This window comes from Vreelandella sp. L-15 (assembly GCF_056857635.1).
In genome coordinates this window covers 62241-77319 of sequence record NZ_JBSXNN010000093.1, presented here as the reverse complement: position 1 = coordinate 77319, position 15079 = coordinate 62241, and the positions used below count along the sequence as shown (strand labels likewise).

Annotated in this window: 16 protein-coding genes; 10 read left to right on the top strand and 6 right to left on the bottom strand. The window is 58.9% G+C overall.

What is annotated here, in order from left to right:
* Positions 1–2 precede the first annotated feature (2 nt).
* The 7 genes from AC13CY_RS14820 (at position 3) to AC13CY_RS14790 (ending at position 2934) form a co-directional block, all read left to right on the top strand.
* Entirely contained in the window at positions 3–401 is a 399-nt protein-coding gene (locus tag AC13CY_RS14820; RefSeq protein WP_483052711.1) for a DUF7673 family protein, read from the top strand.
* A 2-nt stretch (positions 402–403) separates the two neighbouring features.
* Complete coding sequence (locus AC13CY_RS14815; RefSeq protein ID WP_483052710.1) at positions 404–619, top strand: TraR/DksA family transcriptional regulator; 216 nt, start codon at positions 404–406, stop codon at positions 617–619.
* Entirely contained in the window at positions 609–902 is a 294-nt protein-coding gene (locus tag AC13CY_RS14810) for a hypothetical protein (RefSeq protein ID WP_483052709.1), read from the top strand. Before AC13CY_RS14815 ends, AC13CY_RS14810 begins: the two co-directional genes overlap by 11 nt.
* Complete coding sequence (locus tag AC13CY_RS14805) at positions 899–1156, top strand: pyocin activator PrtN family protein (protein ID WP_483052708.1); 258 nt, start codon at positions 899–901, stop codon at positions 1154–1156. Before AC13CY_RS14810 ends, AC13CY_RS14805 begins: the two co-directional genes overlap by 4 nt.
* Positions 1157–1218: 62 nt before the next feature.
* Positions 1219–1608 carry a (deoxy)nucleoside triphosphate pyrophosphohydrolase gene (locus AC13CY_RS14800; RefSeq protein ID WP_483052707.1) on the top strand — a complete coding sequence of 130 codons (390 nt, stop codon included), beginning with the start codon at positions 1219–1221 and terminating at the stop codon, positions 1606–1608.
* Positions 1595–2413, top strand: coding sequence for an HNH endonuclease (locus AC13CY_RS14795; protein ID WP_483052706.1), 819 nt, complete (start codon positions 1595–1597; stop codon positions 2411–2413). The genes AC13CY_RS14800 and AC13CY_RS14795 overlap by 14 nt, the downstream gene beginning before the upstream one ends.
* A gap of 5 nt (positions 2414–2418) precedes the next feature.
* A complete protein-coding gene (locus tag AC13CY_RS14790; protein WP_483052705.1) occupies positions 2419–2934 on the top strand; it encodes a hypothetical protein in 516 nt (171 codons plus the stop codon).
* Here the strand turns inward: AC13CY_RS14790 and AC13CY_RS14785 are convergent.
* Positions 2917–3972 carry a site-specific integrase gene (locus AC13CY_RS14785; protein WP_483052704.1) on the bottom strand — a complete coding sequence of 352 codons (1056 nt, stop codon included), beginning with the start codon at positions 3970–3972 and terminating at the stop codon, positions 2917–2919. The genes AC13CY_RS14790 and AC13CY_RS14785 overlap by 18 nt on opposite strands.
* A 130-nt stretch (positions 3973–4102) precedes the next feature.
* Between AC13CY_RS14785 and dusA the strand changes: the two genes are divergently transcribed.
* Entirely contained in the window at positions 4103–5149 is a 1047-nt protein-coding gene (gene dusA / locus AC13CY_RS14780) for a tRNA dihydrouridine(20/20a) synthase DusA (protein WP_483052754.1), read from the top strand.
* A gap of 67 nt (positions 5150–5216) precedes the next feature.
* Here dusA and AC13CY_RS14775 read toward each other — a convergent pair whose 3' ends face one another.
* Positions 5217–6671: a catalase gene (locus AC13CY_RS14775; RefSeq protein ID WP_483052703.1), complete on the bottom strand. Its 1455-nt coding sequence runs from the start codon at positions 6669–6671 to the stop codon at positions 5217–5219.
* Between the two features lie 192 nt (positions 6672–6863).
* Positions 6864–7895: a succinylglutamate desuccinylase/aspartoacylase family protein gene (locus tag AC13CY_RS14770; protein ID WP_483052702.1), complete on the bottom strand. Its 1032-nt coding sequence runs from the start codon at positions 7893–7895 to the stop codon at positions 6864–6866.
* Between the two features lie 199 nt (positions 7896–8094).
* Between AC13CY_RS14770 and AC13CY_RS14765 the strand changes: the two genes are divergently transcribed.
* Together AC13CY_RS14765 and AC13CY_RS14760 are read left to right on the top strand one after the other, a co-directional pair.
* Positions 8095–8706: a TetR family transcriptional regulator gene (locus AC13CY_RS14765; protein ID WP_483052701.1), complete on the top strand. Its 612-nt coding sequence runs from the start codon at positions 8095–8097 to the stop codon at positions 8704–8706.
* A 61-nt stretch (positions 8707–8767) separates the two neighbouring features.
* Positions 8768–9697 (top strand): alpha/beta fold hydrolase, encoded by a 930-nt coding sequence (locus tag AC13CY_RS14760; protein WP_483052700.1) that lies wholly within the window; start codon positions 8768–8770, stop codon positions 9695–9697.
* 6 nt (positions 9698–9703) lie between these two features.
* Here the strand turns inward: AC13CY_RS14760 and AC13CY_RS14755 are convergent, their stop codons facing one another.
* The 3 genes from AC13CY_RS14755 to AC13CY_RS14745 form a co-directional block, all read right to left on the bottom strand.
* A complete protein-coding gene (locus tag AC13CY_RS14755; protein ID WP_081137441.1) occupies positions 9704–10378 on the bottom strand; it encodes a hypothetical protein in 675 nt (224 codons plus the stop codon).
* Between the two features lie 220 nt (positions 10379–10598).
* Positions 10599–13787, bottom strand: coding sequence for an efflux RND transporter permease subunit (locus tag AC13CY_RS14750; protein ID WP_483052699.1), 3189 nt, complete (start codon positions 13785–13787; stop codon positions 10599–10601).
* Positions 13787–15058, bottom strand: a complete 1272-nt coding sequence (locus AC13CY_RS14745) for an efflux RND transporter periplasmic adaptor subunit (protein ID WP_483052698.1) — start codon at positions 15056–15058, stop codon at positions 13787–13789. Before AC13CY_RS14745 ends, AC13CY_RS14750 begins: the two co-directional genes overlap by 1 nt.
* Positions 15059–15079: the final 21 nt, after the last annotated feature.

The following is a 15079-nucleotide window of genomic DNA, read 5'->3' as shown; positions in this document are numbered from 1 at the left end:
TGATGACCACTCAACCCAGTATGCCCCTGGTGGTTCAGCGTATTCGTGAACGCAACCGCCAGACGTTAGAAGCCATGATTGCCGCCGAAGATGAAGCCGATCAAAAGCGCCAAACGCTCGACCTAAAGGGCCCAGATGCCTGGAGTCGCCTCGCCGTCGTGGCCCAGAAAGAAAGCGGCCAAAGCCACCACTGCCGGCGCATTCTGCTTTCCGCTTACAACAGTTACGCCTGGCCGCTGGATCTCACCCGCCTGCGGGTGCTGGATCGCGACCTGCAGCAAGCCGCACTCACCATTATCGAGTGGAGCCTCTACGCCAGTGATGAGCTGCACGAATACACGCCTGATGGAAACAGGCTAATGCAGCGCTTTGCCGCCATCGAGCAAGAGAAGGAGCAGTAACCATGGCCGACAACGCCGACATCGCCGCCGATCTGATGGAGCGCCGCATGCAAGCCGCCCTCAGCAGCCGCCTTTCCCTGCACATTCCCAACCCGGACCCAGAGTGCAAAGACTGCGGCCACGAGATCCCCCAAGCCCGCCGCGACGCTCTGCCCTGGGTGGCCACGTGCATCGAGTGCCAAAGCATCCGCGAACAACGGGGGCGCTATGGCTGCTAACAGCCCTAAGGGCGGCCAGCTTGCCCGGCAAGCCGCCATGCTGTGCCAGGACGCGCAGTTTCAGCTCTACCTCGACCGCCGCCGGCGCGCCAAGCACGGCATGACCGAGAGCCAACTGCCCGACGGCACCCACAACACAGAAGACGCCCGCGACTGGCTCTGCGCCGCGTGCCAGATCCAAAGCCGGGCCGAATTAGATCACCACGTCACCGCGGCGGCCACGTTCCGCCGCATTCGCCAACGCTTCCTAGATTGGAAGCAGCGACCTGGGAGAGAACAATGAACACGTACTTTGGCTTAATGGCGGAGTTCAACGGCCGCACCGAGCTACCCCTGGATGAAGTCGCCCCACGCTTCTTCGGCATCAGCCCCCGCACCGCCGCCTTCCGCGCCGGTGCTCAGGCCCTGCCGGTACCGGCCTATCGTGCGGGGGATTCACAGAAAAGCCCCTGGCTGGTGAGTGCGATCGACCTAGCACAGTACATTGATAAGAAGCGGGCTGAGGCGAGGGAGCAGTGGAAGATGGTGAATGAGTAGGTGGCGATCGACCGAAAAGCTAAGGTAAGCTAACCCCTTTATGAGAGACAGGTGCTCACACTTTGAAAAATGTTGCTGCGGCGCTTGCGATCGCAAACGGCCAGATCATGTTGACGCGAAGAGCGCCTGGGCAACAGCTCGAAGGCTTCTGGGAATTTCCTGGAGGCAAGGTAGAGCCAGGCGAAACCGTGTACGAGTGCATTGAGCGGGAAATCAAAGAGGAGCTCAATCTAACATGCGTGGCTGAGCGCATTTTTCAGGAAAGCGTGTATGAGTATCCAGGCGGTGCGATTAACCTTATTGGCGTTCTCGTGACCGTCACTGGAGAGCCTGAACTACACGTACACGACTCCCTCACATGGGCGCCGCTCACCGACCTGCTCAACTACAAGCTAGCACCCGCTGATATCCCGGTCGCCAAGGAATTGATAAGTACATATGGACTCGATTAGCTCGCTTAAGCCCGGCACCGTTCTCGATAACCAAGAGCTATGTGCAATTTTTCAATGCAGCCCACAAGGAGGCATGCGCCGATCGCTTAAAACGAACACCCTGGTGATCGTCACTAACCACGTTGCTTCGATTTATGACGATCAGTGGCACGGTGACACTATCCACTACACGGGCATGGGCCAAACTGGCGACATGAGCCTTAGCTTCAATCAGAACAAAACGCTCAATGAAAGCCCAGAAAATGGCGTTTCCGTACACCTTTTTGAAGTCTTCAAAGATAAACAGTATACCTACACAGGCGAGGTCATTCGCGTTGCACCGGCTTATCAAGCCACTCAGCCTGACTCCCTTGGCAACCAACGTAGCGTTTGGCTCTTTCCATTAAAACTGAAGGACACCGAAGCCGTGACCGTGGATGAGGTAACCGCGCGCGAGCTGTTTGAGCAGAAAGAACGTAAGGCTCGCAAACTGTCAGACGCTGAATTGCGGAAACGCGCAGAGAATGCACCTGCACAGTTAGGTAAGCGCACAGGCCAAACCACCATCATCCCGCGGTCCCCTTACATCGCTGCTTATGCGAAACGCCGAGCCAACGGCCATTGCGAGCTTTGTAATGAACCTGCCCCATTTGAATCCAAAAAGGGAGAGCCCTATCTGGAATGCCATCACATCGAATGGTTGGCCAAAGGCGGTGATGACTCGATAGAGAACACTGTGGCGCTATGCCCGAATTGTCATAGGAAGATGCATGCGCTAAATCTTTCAGACGACATTGCGTTACTTCAAAAAGTTGCCGAGGGTTGAAGTACATGGTTCTAAAAAACGCTGCAGTTGGAACATTAATAACCGCATTGGCTTTGGCTGCTATCTTTCAGTGGCCAGGGTTCATAACCGCTTTGGCCATTCTCGTGACGGCACTTAGCTGTTGGCTGTTACTAAAAGGGCAAAAAGAAACAGCCATAATTATATTCTCTATCGCCGCTTTTGGTTCTCTGGCCATTGCTTACGGCACCTTTGTAAGTGACACAGAGTCAAGATCTAGTAATACCGATATGTCTATGAGCTCGCTAATAATCGCCCACTGCCCACCCTATGCTAAATCGCTGGGTGGTGAAATATTGGCCAGTTGTCATCTTGAGCAGCAAGGAGCACTGACCAAGCTGACTTTTGATAGTTTTGCTGCTGTACATTTTGGTCCTGTTACTTCACTAGCTATTGCTCCCGCCACGCAACAATCCCCTTTCGCAGGTAGGTGTGACGAGGCTGTGCAAAAGCTTTGGGAGGCTTGCCCAGAAGTCGCTGAGGTCTTAACGGAGAACCAGTGACTCAGGCCGAAGATGCGTGTATCGCTTCAACACATCCCAACTCTCGTGAAGCGTGAACTGCTGTACCTCCACGATCTCATAGCCCGCCTCAAACAACCGCGACGTTGCCTCATGACGTAGGTCATGAAAGCGCAGATCCTCAATCCCTTTGGCGGCTGTCGCGGCCCGAAAGCGAGTGCCAATCGATTTAGCACCGTAGGGGAAAATACGCGGCTCGCCTTTCGCTCTTGGCTGCCGCTGAATGATGGCCATCGCTTCGTGGGTGAGCTTGAAGCGCTTATGGTTGCCCCACTTTTGGCGTGGGTGCTTGGCGTCACGCACCCAGCAAGTCATAGCCGTTTCATCTAGATCATCCCAGGTAAGTCGAGTGATCTCCTCCTGGCGGCGTGAAGAGGCGATCGCAAAGTCCATGATGTCTTCCATCGGAATGATCGCGCTCGGCCGGATCTTCTGCGAGCGCTGGAAGTAAGCTCGGAGCTGCTCGATCTCCTCCAACGTCGGCCGCCGATCGCGGGATGCTGGGCGAGTAATCAGCCCCTTGCTACGCAGCAATAGCTTGGCCGACTCGAACTCATTCAGATCCACCGGCATACGCCATGCAGCCACCGCTGTTTTTAAGATGATGCCCAGCCAGGTGATATCCAGGGCAGTGGTCGATGGCTTCACGCCACTTCGCCGCCTCATTTGGGCATGGTCGATGATCTGCTCGCTGCTGAGCTCGGTGATTTTCACGCGGGCGATGGGGAAGCGCTTCAGCTGTTCGATGGTGGCTCGCTTGCTGCGGCCTGCCCCATCGGCAAACTCATGCAGGTAGCGTTCGATCGCATCGTGTAAAGTAACGCCTTTCCATTTAGCGGTTAGCAGGCCACCTGGCGTGGCCAACTCTAACTCCCGGCGCTTCGCCCACTCTACGGCCATCGACTTCTTAGGGAATGTTTTCGATTCTGTGTAGTCTGGTTGGCCAGTGCGCGCAATGCGAATACGCGCCAGGTATGAGAAACTGCCGTCCCTTTTCGGACGCTTCACTATCGTCGCCATCACTGCCTCGAAATGTGACAAATGAAAGTGCCACGAAGTGCCAAAAATGTGACACCTATTTGCTAAAAATGTGGCACAACCACTGTAAATATGAACAGTTATGAATGATACCACAAACGCTCAAACCCGCATGAAGTCTGGCACCGCCCGCCCGGCGCTGGATAGAACTTTCTCCGTCGCCCCCATGATGGATTGGACTACCCGAGACTACCGCGCCTTCGCCCGCACGCTCACCAAGCGGGCGCTGCTGTATACCGAGATGGTGACCACCGGTGCGGTGCTGCACGGCTCCCCGCGTGAGCGCTTTTTGGGCTATAGCGAGGTGGAGCATCCGATTGCTTTGCAGTTGGGGGGCAGCGATGCGGGTGAGCTGGCGGAGTGCGCAGCGATTGCGCAGGCGTGGGGCTATGATGAGGTCAACTTAAACGTTGGCTGCCCCAGCGACCGGGTGCAGAACAATATGATTGGCGCGTGCCTGATGGGCCATCCCGAAAAAGTGGCGGCGGCGGTGAAGGCCATGCAGGCGGCGGTGTCGATTCCGGTCACGGTGAAGTGCCGTATTGGTATTGATGACCAGGATGAAGACGCGGATTTAGCGCGGTTTATTGATATTGTGGCCTCAGCAGGCTGTGAAGTATTTACCGTGCACGCCCGAAAGGCGTGGCTTCAGGGGCTATCGCCGAAAGAGAATCGCGATATTCCGCCGCTGAATTACCCAAGAGTGCACCGGCTAAAGCAGAGCCATCCTGAGCTGCATATTGGTATCAACGGCGGGATTAAAACCCTGGCGGAGTGCCAAGCGCAACTTGAGCAGGTGGATAGCGTGATGGTGGGTCGTGAGGCGTACCAAAATCCGTGGTTATTGGCAGGCGTGGATGAGCAGCTCTTTGGCGAGCCGGGCCCGGTGCGTACACGCTTGGAAGCGGCCACGGCGTTTCGCCCATACATTCAGCAGCGGTTGGATGAAGGTGCCAAGCTGAACCATATCACTCGCCACTTGCTGGGGCTTTTTCAGGGCTGCCCTGGCGGGCGTCGGTTCCGTCGTCATCTCTCGGAGCACGCACATAAAGAGGGTGCAGGCTTACGCTTGTTTGATGACGCGCTCGGCTTGGTTCGTGAGCCTGAGTTCGAAGCGGAGCCTCTCGACGAGCAAACAAACCGCCAGCCCGTGACCTAACGACCAACAGGCTGGCGGTTTAACGAACGCCCAGCGATTTTATCGTTGGGCGTTTTCTTTTGGGAGGCTACTGCGCGCGAACGCCTTGCTCAATACGCTCGCCTACTTCTTGATCGATGTTGCGCCAATACTCAAACGCGCGCTCCAACACCGGCTCGGTGACGCCACCGGAAAGGTGCCCCACCACGTTGGAAACCAACCGGTCACGCTGGGCATCGTCCATCACCTCACGCACCAGGGTGTGCGCTTGGCTCCAGTCGTCGTCATCTTTGCGCAGCGTGTACGCGGTGCGTACGAATTGCCCATCCGTCGACCACACCGCATCTTCCGGGTAGCGCTGCCCATCTGCCTTGGGGCCGCCTTTGCTATTGGGCGTGTACACCGGGTCGGTAGAGTGACGAATGCGCATCGCGCCGCCCTGGGTATAGCTATGCACGGGGCTCTTGGGCGTATTAACCGGAATATGCTTGTAGTTCACCCCTAACCGCGCACGGTGGGCATCGGCGTAGGAAATAGAACGAGCCAAGAGCATTTTATCCGGCGACAGCCCGGTGCCGGGCACCATGTTGTTGGGTTCGAACGCGGCCTGCTCGATTTCGCTATGGAAATCGGTAGGGTTACGGTCGAGCGTCAGTTTACCCACTTCGATCAAGGGGTAATCTTTGTGTGACCACACCTTGGTCAGATCGAAGGGATTAACGCGGTAGGTCTTGGCATCCTCAAACGGCATGATCTGCATGTGCAGCGTCCAGGTGGGGTAATCCCCGCGCTTGATCGCCTCAAACAGGTCGCGGCGGTGGTAATCCGCATCGCTGCCGGCCATCTGGTCAGCCTGTTCCTGGGTCATGCACTTGATACCTTGATCGGTTTTAAAGTGATACTTCACCCAAAACCGCTCGCCTTCTGCGTTTACCCACATATAGGTATGGCTGGAGTAGCCGTTCATGTGCCGCCAGGTGGCGGGAACGCCGCGGTCGCCCATAAGCCAAGCCACTTGGTGAGCAGATTCAGGCACCAGCGTCCAAAAATCCCACTGCATGTCGTGGTCGCGCAAGCCATTATCGGCGCGACGCTTTTGGGAATGGATAAAGTGCTGGAACTTCATTGGGTCGCGAACAAAGAACACGGGGGTGTTGTTACCCACCATGTCGAAGTTACCTTCTTCGGTGTAGAACTTGATCGAGAAGCCGCGCGGATCGCGCCATGTATCCGGGCTACCGCTCTCCCCTGCTACAGTGGAAAAGCGAATGAGGACATCGGTCTTCGCGCCTGGCTGCAGAAATTTTGCTTTGGTGTATTGGCTAACGTCTTGAGTGATTTCAAAGTGACCAAAAGCGCCACTGCCTTTCGCATGGGGCTGCCGGTCGGGAATCATTTCCCGGTTAAACGCTGCCATTTGCTCCATCAGGTAGTGATCGTGCATCACGATCGGACCATCCGCGCCTACCGACAGCGAATGCTCATCGCTCGCTACCGGAATACCTGACTCATTAGTGGTGGGATGCTGGCTACCACTGCTCATTGCTCTTCCTCCTTGTCACACTCGACATGGCACGGTCTGCACCACTGGAAATGACCGCTTTTGCAACACTATTTAATGTAAGCTAAAGCGGCCCCCACACAGGTATAGTCAACAAGGAGGTATTGCGCCATCCATGGCACCAGATACTTGGCTATTAGAGCAATAGCTTTTGTTTATTAGCTGCGCTGGATGTTAGTACATCGCATCCGGTGGCGGGGTCAGGCTAGATTGGAAGCTCTCAATGGCCGTTTCAGCTTCTTCAATTTCGTCAAAACGGGCAATGTGATAAAGCGCTTCACCTTCATTAGCCAGCGGTAAACGGCTCATGCCAATCACAATACCGTCCGCCATGGCGAGCACTTCGCCTTCGTCATTACCAAATGGGTCAGCCACTTTGCCAAGCACCTCGCCTTTGGCCACTCGCGCCCCCAAGCGCACCTTGGGGCGCAAGATACCGTCGATGGGTGCGCGCGCCCAGCTTGAGCCATTGGCCAGTTCGGCCGGAGCCGGGGCACGGCGACGCTGCTCGCCTGTGAGCATGCCCAAGCGGCGCATGACGCGCAGCACGCCTTGCACCCCTGGGACAATGGCCCATTCATCGAAGCGCAGCGCTTCACCCGCCTCATAGGTGAGCACCGGAATACCGCGGCTTTGGGCGTAATGACGCAGGCTGCCCTCACGTAGTTCCGCATTCAAAATAACCGGCGCACCAAAGGCGTCTGCCATGCGCTCGGTTTCGCTGCCCGTACTTAGCTGTGCACGGATTTGCGGCAAGTTCGTGCGGTGAAGGGCGCCGGTATGCAGGTCAATGATATGGGTGGCGTGATCAACGATCTCATCGCGAAACAGCGCCGCGATTCGGCCGCCCAGCGAACCTTTTTCGCTACCAGGAAAACAGCGGTTCAAGTCGCGGCGGTCGGGCAGGTAGCGGGTCTGCTGCAAGAAACCGAAGACATTGACCACCGGCACGGCAATCAGCGTTCCGCGCAGGCTGTTGATGGACTTCGAGCGCAGTACGCGCCGCACGATTTCCACGCCGTTGATTTCATCCCCATGAATACCGCCACAGACCAGCATGACCGGCCCCTCCTTGCGGCCATGCACCACCTCGACGGGAATATGCAGCGGTGTGTGGGTGTAGAGGCGTGCCACCGGCACATCGATCTGTGACCGCTGGCCGGGCAACACCTCATGCCCGGCTAGCGTAAAAGGCGCTCGCCCCATGACAACTCCTCGATCAAGCATCGTGCAGTAGCTAAAAGGTTGGAAAACCTGATGTCTGACAACTCTATTTAGCATTATCCGACATCTTTGTTAACGCACGCCATGAAGTTCTGCGATTAACCATACACTTTTGAATGTAAAAAACCGACGAGTTCATATAAAATACGCCGCATACGTGTCGAGAGTGAGGTGAGGTTCCATGGCAAGAAAAACCAAAGCGGAGGCTGCGGCAACGCGCGAAGCGCTGCTGGATGCGGCTGAAGAGGTGTTTTTCGAAAAAGGCGTTGCTCGCACCTCGCTTGAGCAGATTGCCCGCCATGCGGGGCTGACCCGCGGCGCCGTCTATTGGCACTTCAAGAACAAGGGCGATCTGTTCATGGCACTGGTGGAGCGGGTGCGCATGCCATTTCAGTCGTTGATGGAAGAGGTCAGTAACGCCGCCCCCACGGTGTCACCACTCGATGCCATCCGTCTTGCCTGCCATGCGGGCCTGAACCGTTTGGAGCAGCCCTCTCACCAGCGCATCCTATCGATCCTGCTTCACCGCTGTGAATTCTTCAGCGATATCAACCCCATTGCCATGCAGGATGAAATCGGCGAAGAGTGCTTCGACGAAATGCTGCCGGCGTTCCAACTGGCCCAGCAACAGCAGGATATGCGCGAAGATATCAGCCCGGAAACGGCCACCCGTCTGATGCTGTGTACGCTCGGCGGCCTGTTTCATGATTGGCTGCGCACACCCGATGCTTTTTCTGTCTCCGAGCGCGGCGCAGAAATCATCGATACGCTGATCCGCATGATGCGCAAGTAAACGCTCTACTGCACCGCAGCATTGCATCTATACTACAGGCACCACATGACAGGAGCCGTGTATGGATGCCTTGGAGTTTGTACGCGTACGTGAGCTGGAGATTGCGGTTCGCATCTGGAACCCTGACGCCAAACGAACCCTGATTGCCTGGCACGGGCTGGCTCGCCACGGCGGTGATTTTGCCGCCCTGGCCCGCCAGCTAGGCAGCGAATGGCGCGTACTGGCCCCGGACACCCCAGGGCGCGGCCTATCGAGCTGGTCGCTGTTTCCCGCCCATGACTACCTTTACAGCCACTATGTCACCGTTGCCATCGCGCTGCTGGACCACTACCAGTTGGAGCAGGTGGACTGGCTGGGCACCTCCATGGGAGGGCTGCTTGGTATGCTGATCGCCGCCGACGAGCAACACGCCCCGCGCATTGCGCGTCTGGTCCTCAATGACGTTGGGCCTGAACTCGACAAGGAAGGGCTGATTGCGCTGTCGAGCTACTTTGGCGTCACCCACCGTTTCAACAACTTTGCCAACCTGCAGGCAGAGCTGATCAAGCACTATGCCAGCTTCGGCATCACCAGCGAGGCGGAGTGGCGCGAGCTGGCGCTCAATAGCGCACGACGCCTGCCCGATGGCAGTTGGACCTACCACTTCGACCCCCGCATAGGCGAGCAGTTTATCCACGACACCCCCCGGGATACCTGGGCCGACTGGGCGAAGATTCGCTGCCCGCTCATGGTCATTCGCGGTGAAACGTCGGCTCTGCTGGCCGCCGAGACGCTGCCCAAAATGGCCGAGTCACAGCCATCGTTGGTGACCATGACCGTGCCGGGCTGCGGGCATGCGCCGATGCTCAACGACACCCAGCAGGTCAAACCCATACAGCGCTTTCTGACGACTCCGTTAGCCGCGCCGTCCACGGCGACACCTGCCCAGCCAGCTGGCACGTTCAGCCAGTGGCTGGCAGATGTGTGGCGTTACCTGAGAGGCGGTAGATAGGACTGGTTACGTCGGGTAGCCGTTGGGGTGATGCTTGTGCTGCAAACGCAGCCTGTTGAGACGTACCCGCGTATCCAGGTAGTCCTGCTCCATGACGCTGCGGTAGGCCCCTTCACTGGCCAGATATTTGACCAATACCCGGTGCTCACCCGGCTGGGGGCAATCCCCCGCCTTGCAATGCAAGCGCACCACGCTGTTTGGCTCATTGAGCAGCCGAGCAGTGGCACCGCCCTGCTGGTCTCGCTCGATCACCACCGCGGTAGCGCCCAGCAGGCAACGGCGCTGGAACGGCGGGTAGCGATGCAGCCCACGCTGCAGGGCGTGACACACGGCGGCCGCCAGCGGCGAAGCAACGGCAAAGGAAGCCCACAGCACCAGCACGCCCACGGGCACTCTCAACATGCCCAGCGGTAGCCAGCGTAGCACCAGTAGTTCGACGGCCAGCGAGATGGCGCCTGCCAATAGAACGAGCAGGCTCAGCGCCAGCGAGGCCGGCACGCCTGCAAACCCCAGCGAGACGAGCGTGCTCGCCATGTGGTCATCGCGCAGGCTATCGCGTTCGAACAGCTCCAACGGCGCCAATCGCAACAACACCAGCAGCCAATAGAGCGTGCCCAGCACCAGCAACAGGGCAAAGACGATGGTTGGAAACTGCAGAGCAGCAGACATGAAGGTTTGCATGGCGTGTTCTCCTCCGGGCAAGCTGCCCGGTCTTGTTCTCGCCTGAGCCTATTGTCGACCATTATTGTGCTACTCAGGCTAAAACGATGGTCACTTTCAGCTTAGCTCATCTTAGCCATGTCAGTAGCTCGGGCATTGACCCGTATCAGCCTTTGGCCCGACGCCCACAAAAAACGGGCACCCCGTGGGGTGCCCGTCTGGTGGATCGCTGGCGATCAGGTCAGGTCTGATCGTGACCCAGCGCCGCCTGCTCATCCTCCTTGCGTTCAGGATGACGCTTGCGGTAGAGCCAATCCGATACCGAGGCAATCATGGCGTAGAAGCTGGGAATAAACAGGCTGCCCAGAATGGCGACGGACGCCATGCCCACGGCCACCGTGGTGCCGATATGGTGGCTACTGACATCACTGGCCCCGGTGGCCAGGGCCAGCGGCAGCGTGCCAAAGACGAACGCCAGCGAGGTCATGACGATGGGCCGGAAGCGCAGCTCGGCCGCCGTGATCGCGGCTTCACGAATCGTCTTGCCCTGCTCTTTACGCTGCAGCTCGGCAAACTCGACGATCAGGATCGCGTTCTTGGCCGCCAGCCCCACGACCACCAGCATACCGATTTGCACGTAGACACTGGTATCCAGCCCGCGCAGCACGATACCGCCAATCCCCCCGAGGAAGGCAAACGGGGTGGCCGTCAAGACCGCCAGCGGCAAGGACCAGCTCTCGTACTGGGCCGCCAGGATCAGGAACACCATCAGGATACCGAACACGATGGCCAGCATGGCGGTATTGCCCAGGTTGGCCTCCTGATACGCGGTACCGGTCCAGCCCATGCCCCAGTTCGGCCCCAGCGTTTCCAGCACGACTTCTTCCATGGCCGCGATGGCTTGCGCCGAGCTGTAGCCCGGAGCCGCCCCGCCCTGGAACTGCGCCCCGATGTACACCCCGAAGCGTGACACTACCGAAGGTCCTACCTGGCGCTCCAGCGTCACGAACTCGGATAACGGGATGCGCTCACCGTTGCCGCCCCGCACGTAGACATTGTTGATGTCTTCGGGGGTCTTGCGGAACTCGTCCTCGTTCTGCAGATACACCTGGAAGTTACGGTTCTGGTAGCTGAAGAAGTTGACGAAGCCATTACCAAAGGTATTGGAAAGTGCCGAAGAGATATTCTCCAGGGCCACGCCGTAGCTCAACGCCTTCTGCTGGTCGATCTCCGCCCGGAACGAGGGAACGTTCATGTTGAACGTGGAGAATACTTGATTCAGCGCAGGGTGCTGGTTCGCCGCCCCCATGATCTGCAGCGATGCTTCATACAGCTCACGGGGCGATGCGCCGTCGAAGGATTGCAGGTAGCCGGTGAAGCCCCCAGTGGTCGACAGCCCCATGATGGGCGGCACGTTGAAGGCCATGGCCGAACCACCGTCGATGCTGGCACCCAGCTGCATGATACGGCCCACCAGCTCGTTGGCGGTCAGGTCGCGCTCCGACCAGGGCTGCATGTTGACGAAAATGATCCCGCGTGCGGTGTTCACCGCGCTGGAGAGAATGTCATACCCCGCCACCGCCGAGGAGTACTGCACGCCGGGGATATCTTCAATGGCAGCACTTAGCTCGGCCATGTAGTTCTGGGTACGATCCAGCGAGGCAGCGTCCGGCAGCGACACGCTGACCAGCACGATCCCCTGGTCCGTTTCGGGCACCAGCGTGGAGGGCGTATTGGCATACAGCCAGTAAGAGCCCGCCCCTACCGCCACGGTCAGCGCCAGCGCCAGCACCCAGAAGCGCACCAGCTTCTTCACGAACCACATGTAGAGCGCCGTGAAGCCTGCGAAGAAACGATCGAACAGGCGCAGCGGCGTGGTAATCGCACGCTTGAAAGCGGACTGACGGGTCTTGTGCAGGTTGTGCTTGATGAAGATCGCGGACAGCGCCGGGGTGAAGGTCAGTGCCATCAGCGCCGACAACGCCACCGAGATCGCCACGGTAATCGCGAACTGCTGGTAGATCTGGCCCGTGAAGCCGCCCATGAAGGCCACCGGCACGAACACCGCCGCCATGATCAGCGACGTGGCGATGACCGGCCCACCGACCTCTTTCATGGCGCGAATGGTGGCATCGCGAACGCTGATATCGTCCTCTTCGCTGAGCACCCGCTCGACGTTCTCCACCACCAGAATCGCGTCATCCACCACGATACCGATCGACAGCACCAACGCGAACAGCGTCAACAGGTTGATCGAGAAGTCGAACAGGTAGAAGCCCGCAAAGGTACCAATCACGGAGACCGGCACCACCGACATGGCGATGACCGTAAAGCGCCAGTTCTGCAGGAAGATGAACAGAATCACGATAACGATCAGGAACGCTTCGATGAACGTCTTGAGCACCGTCTCGACGGACGCATCGATGAACAGCGTCGTATCGTAAGGCGTCACGTACTCGAGCCCCGGCGGGAAGCGTTCAGCCAGCTCTTCCATGGTCGCCCGAACCGAGTTGGCCGTTTCCAGCGCGTTGGCGCCCGGCTGCTGGTTGATGATGATGGGCGTCATGGTCGCGCCGTTCAACCGCGCATCCACGCCGTAGAAAGAGGCGCCCAGCTCGATCCGTGCCACGTCTTCCAGGCGCAGCGAAGAGCCATCGGCATTGGTGCGCAGGAAGATGTTGCGGAAATCATCCGGGCTGGAAAGACGCCCGCCAGCGGTAATGGTGTAGGTATAGGCACGCGGCTCGCTCTGGGGCGTCGCGGCAAGATTACCGGCCGGAATTTCGGTGTTCTGAGCGCGAATGGCACTGGCCACTTCGCTCGGGGTCAGGTCGTACTGGGCCAGCTTGTCGGGATCCATCCAGATCCGCATGGCAAACTCGCCGCCCCCCAGCACCTCGGCGTTGCCCACCCCAGGCACCTGGCGCAGCTCATCGAGAATGTTGAGCGTGGCATAGTTCTGCATGTAGACGTTGTTGTAGTCACCGCTGGGCGAGGTCAGCGCGACCAGCATCAGAATGGAGTCGGAACGCAGCTCCACGGTGACACCCTGAGACTGAACGGCCTCTGGCAACTGGGACAAGGCCCCCTGCACGCGGTTGTTGACGTTGATGGTGTTGATATCACCATCGGTGCCGATGTTGAACGCCACGCTCAGGCTCATCAGGCCGTTGTCGGCGCTGTTGGAGGTCATGTACAGCATGTCCTCCACGCCGTTGATGGCTTCCGCCAGGGGCGCGGCCACGGTCTGTGCCACGGTCTCCGCATCGGCACCGGGGAACTGCGCCTGTACCGAGACCGTGGGCGGCACCACGCTGGGATACTGCTCGATGGGCAATATCCGCATCGCCATCGCGCCTACCAGCGTCAGGATAATCGCCAGCACCGTGGCGAATATCGGACGACTGATAAAGAAGTTAGAGAAATTCATTATTGAGCACCCTCTTCCCCTTCCGCGGGCGCATCACCGGCGCCTTCGGACATCTCGGCAGCCGCTTCGGCTTGCTCCTGCGCTTCGGCTTCTTCCACGTCATCGACCAGCTGTTCTGCACCGCCATCGAAACGCACCGGGTCGATCACCATGCCCGGCTCGAGACCCGCCGGGTCGCCCACCACAACGCGCTCGCCAGGCTCCAGGCCATCCACGATGATCTGCCAGGGGCCAGCCACATCGCCCAGTTGAACCGTCCGCTCACGCGCCTTGCTCTCGTCGTCCAGCACAAAGACACGAGGGCCCATCAACCCCTGGGTAACGGCAATTTCAGGCACCGCGATGACGTCGAAGCGCTTGAGACCTTCGAGGCGTACGCGCACGAACTGGCCAGGCAACACATCACCATTGGGGTTGTCGAACGTGGCCGAGGCTTGCACCGTACTGGTACCGGTATCCACGCGGGAACCGAGGTAGTTCAAGCGTCCCGCCAGCTCACCCCCAGCGCTACCCGCTAACCCGGGCACGCTGAGATGGGCGGTAATGGAGGACATGTCACCGGCGCTTGCGGCCAACTGGCGACGCAGCTCGAAGGCATCGCGCTGGGGTAGCTGAAAGCGCACTTCCAGCGGGTCCAGAGGCGTGATGGTGGCCAGCTCAGTGCCTGACGTGACCAGGTTGCCCACGTTGACTTGGCTCAAGCTGATCATGCCCGAAACGGGCGCGGTGACGTTGGAGTAGCCCAGGTCCAGATTGGCACTGGTGAGCGCGGCTTCCGCCTGTGCCACGCTGGCCTGCGCAACCCGCTGCTCTGCCAGCGCCTGGTCGTACTGCTGGCGGCTGACCGAGTTCTGGCTCAGCAGCTGCTCGAAACGCTGCGCATCCCGCTGGGCGCGTGCCAGCTCTGCCCGGGCGCTCTGCAGGTCTGCTTCACGCTGGTTCACCGTGGCCTGGTACAAGTCCGGCTCGATGGTGTAGAGGCGATCTCCTTCCTCGACCATTTGCCCGGGTTCGAAATGCCGCTCTTCCAGAAAGCCGTTGACCCGCGCCACCAGCGTGACTTCACTGTCGCTACGCAGCAGCGAAGGATAGGACTTGTTGAGCGGAATGTCCTGACGGCTTACTTCAGCGACTTCCACCGCGTGGGGTGGCGCTTCCTGCTGCTGGCCCTGCTGCTCCTGGGACGGCTGTTCCTGGCCACAAGCGGTCAGCGCCAGCACGGCGATCAGCGTCACCAGGCTCGCCCGGGTGGAGTGCATCACTCTTTTCATGCGTCGAATTCCCATTCATTT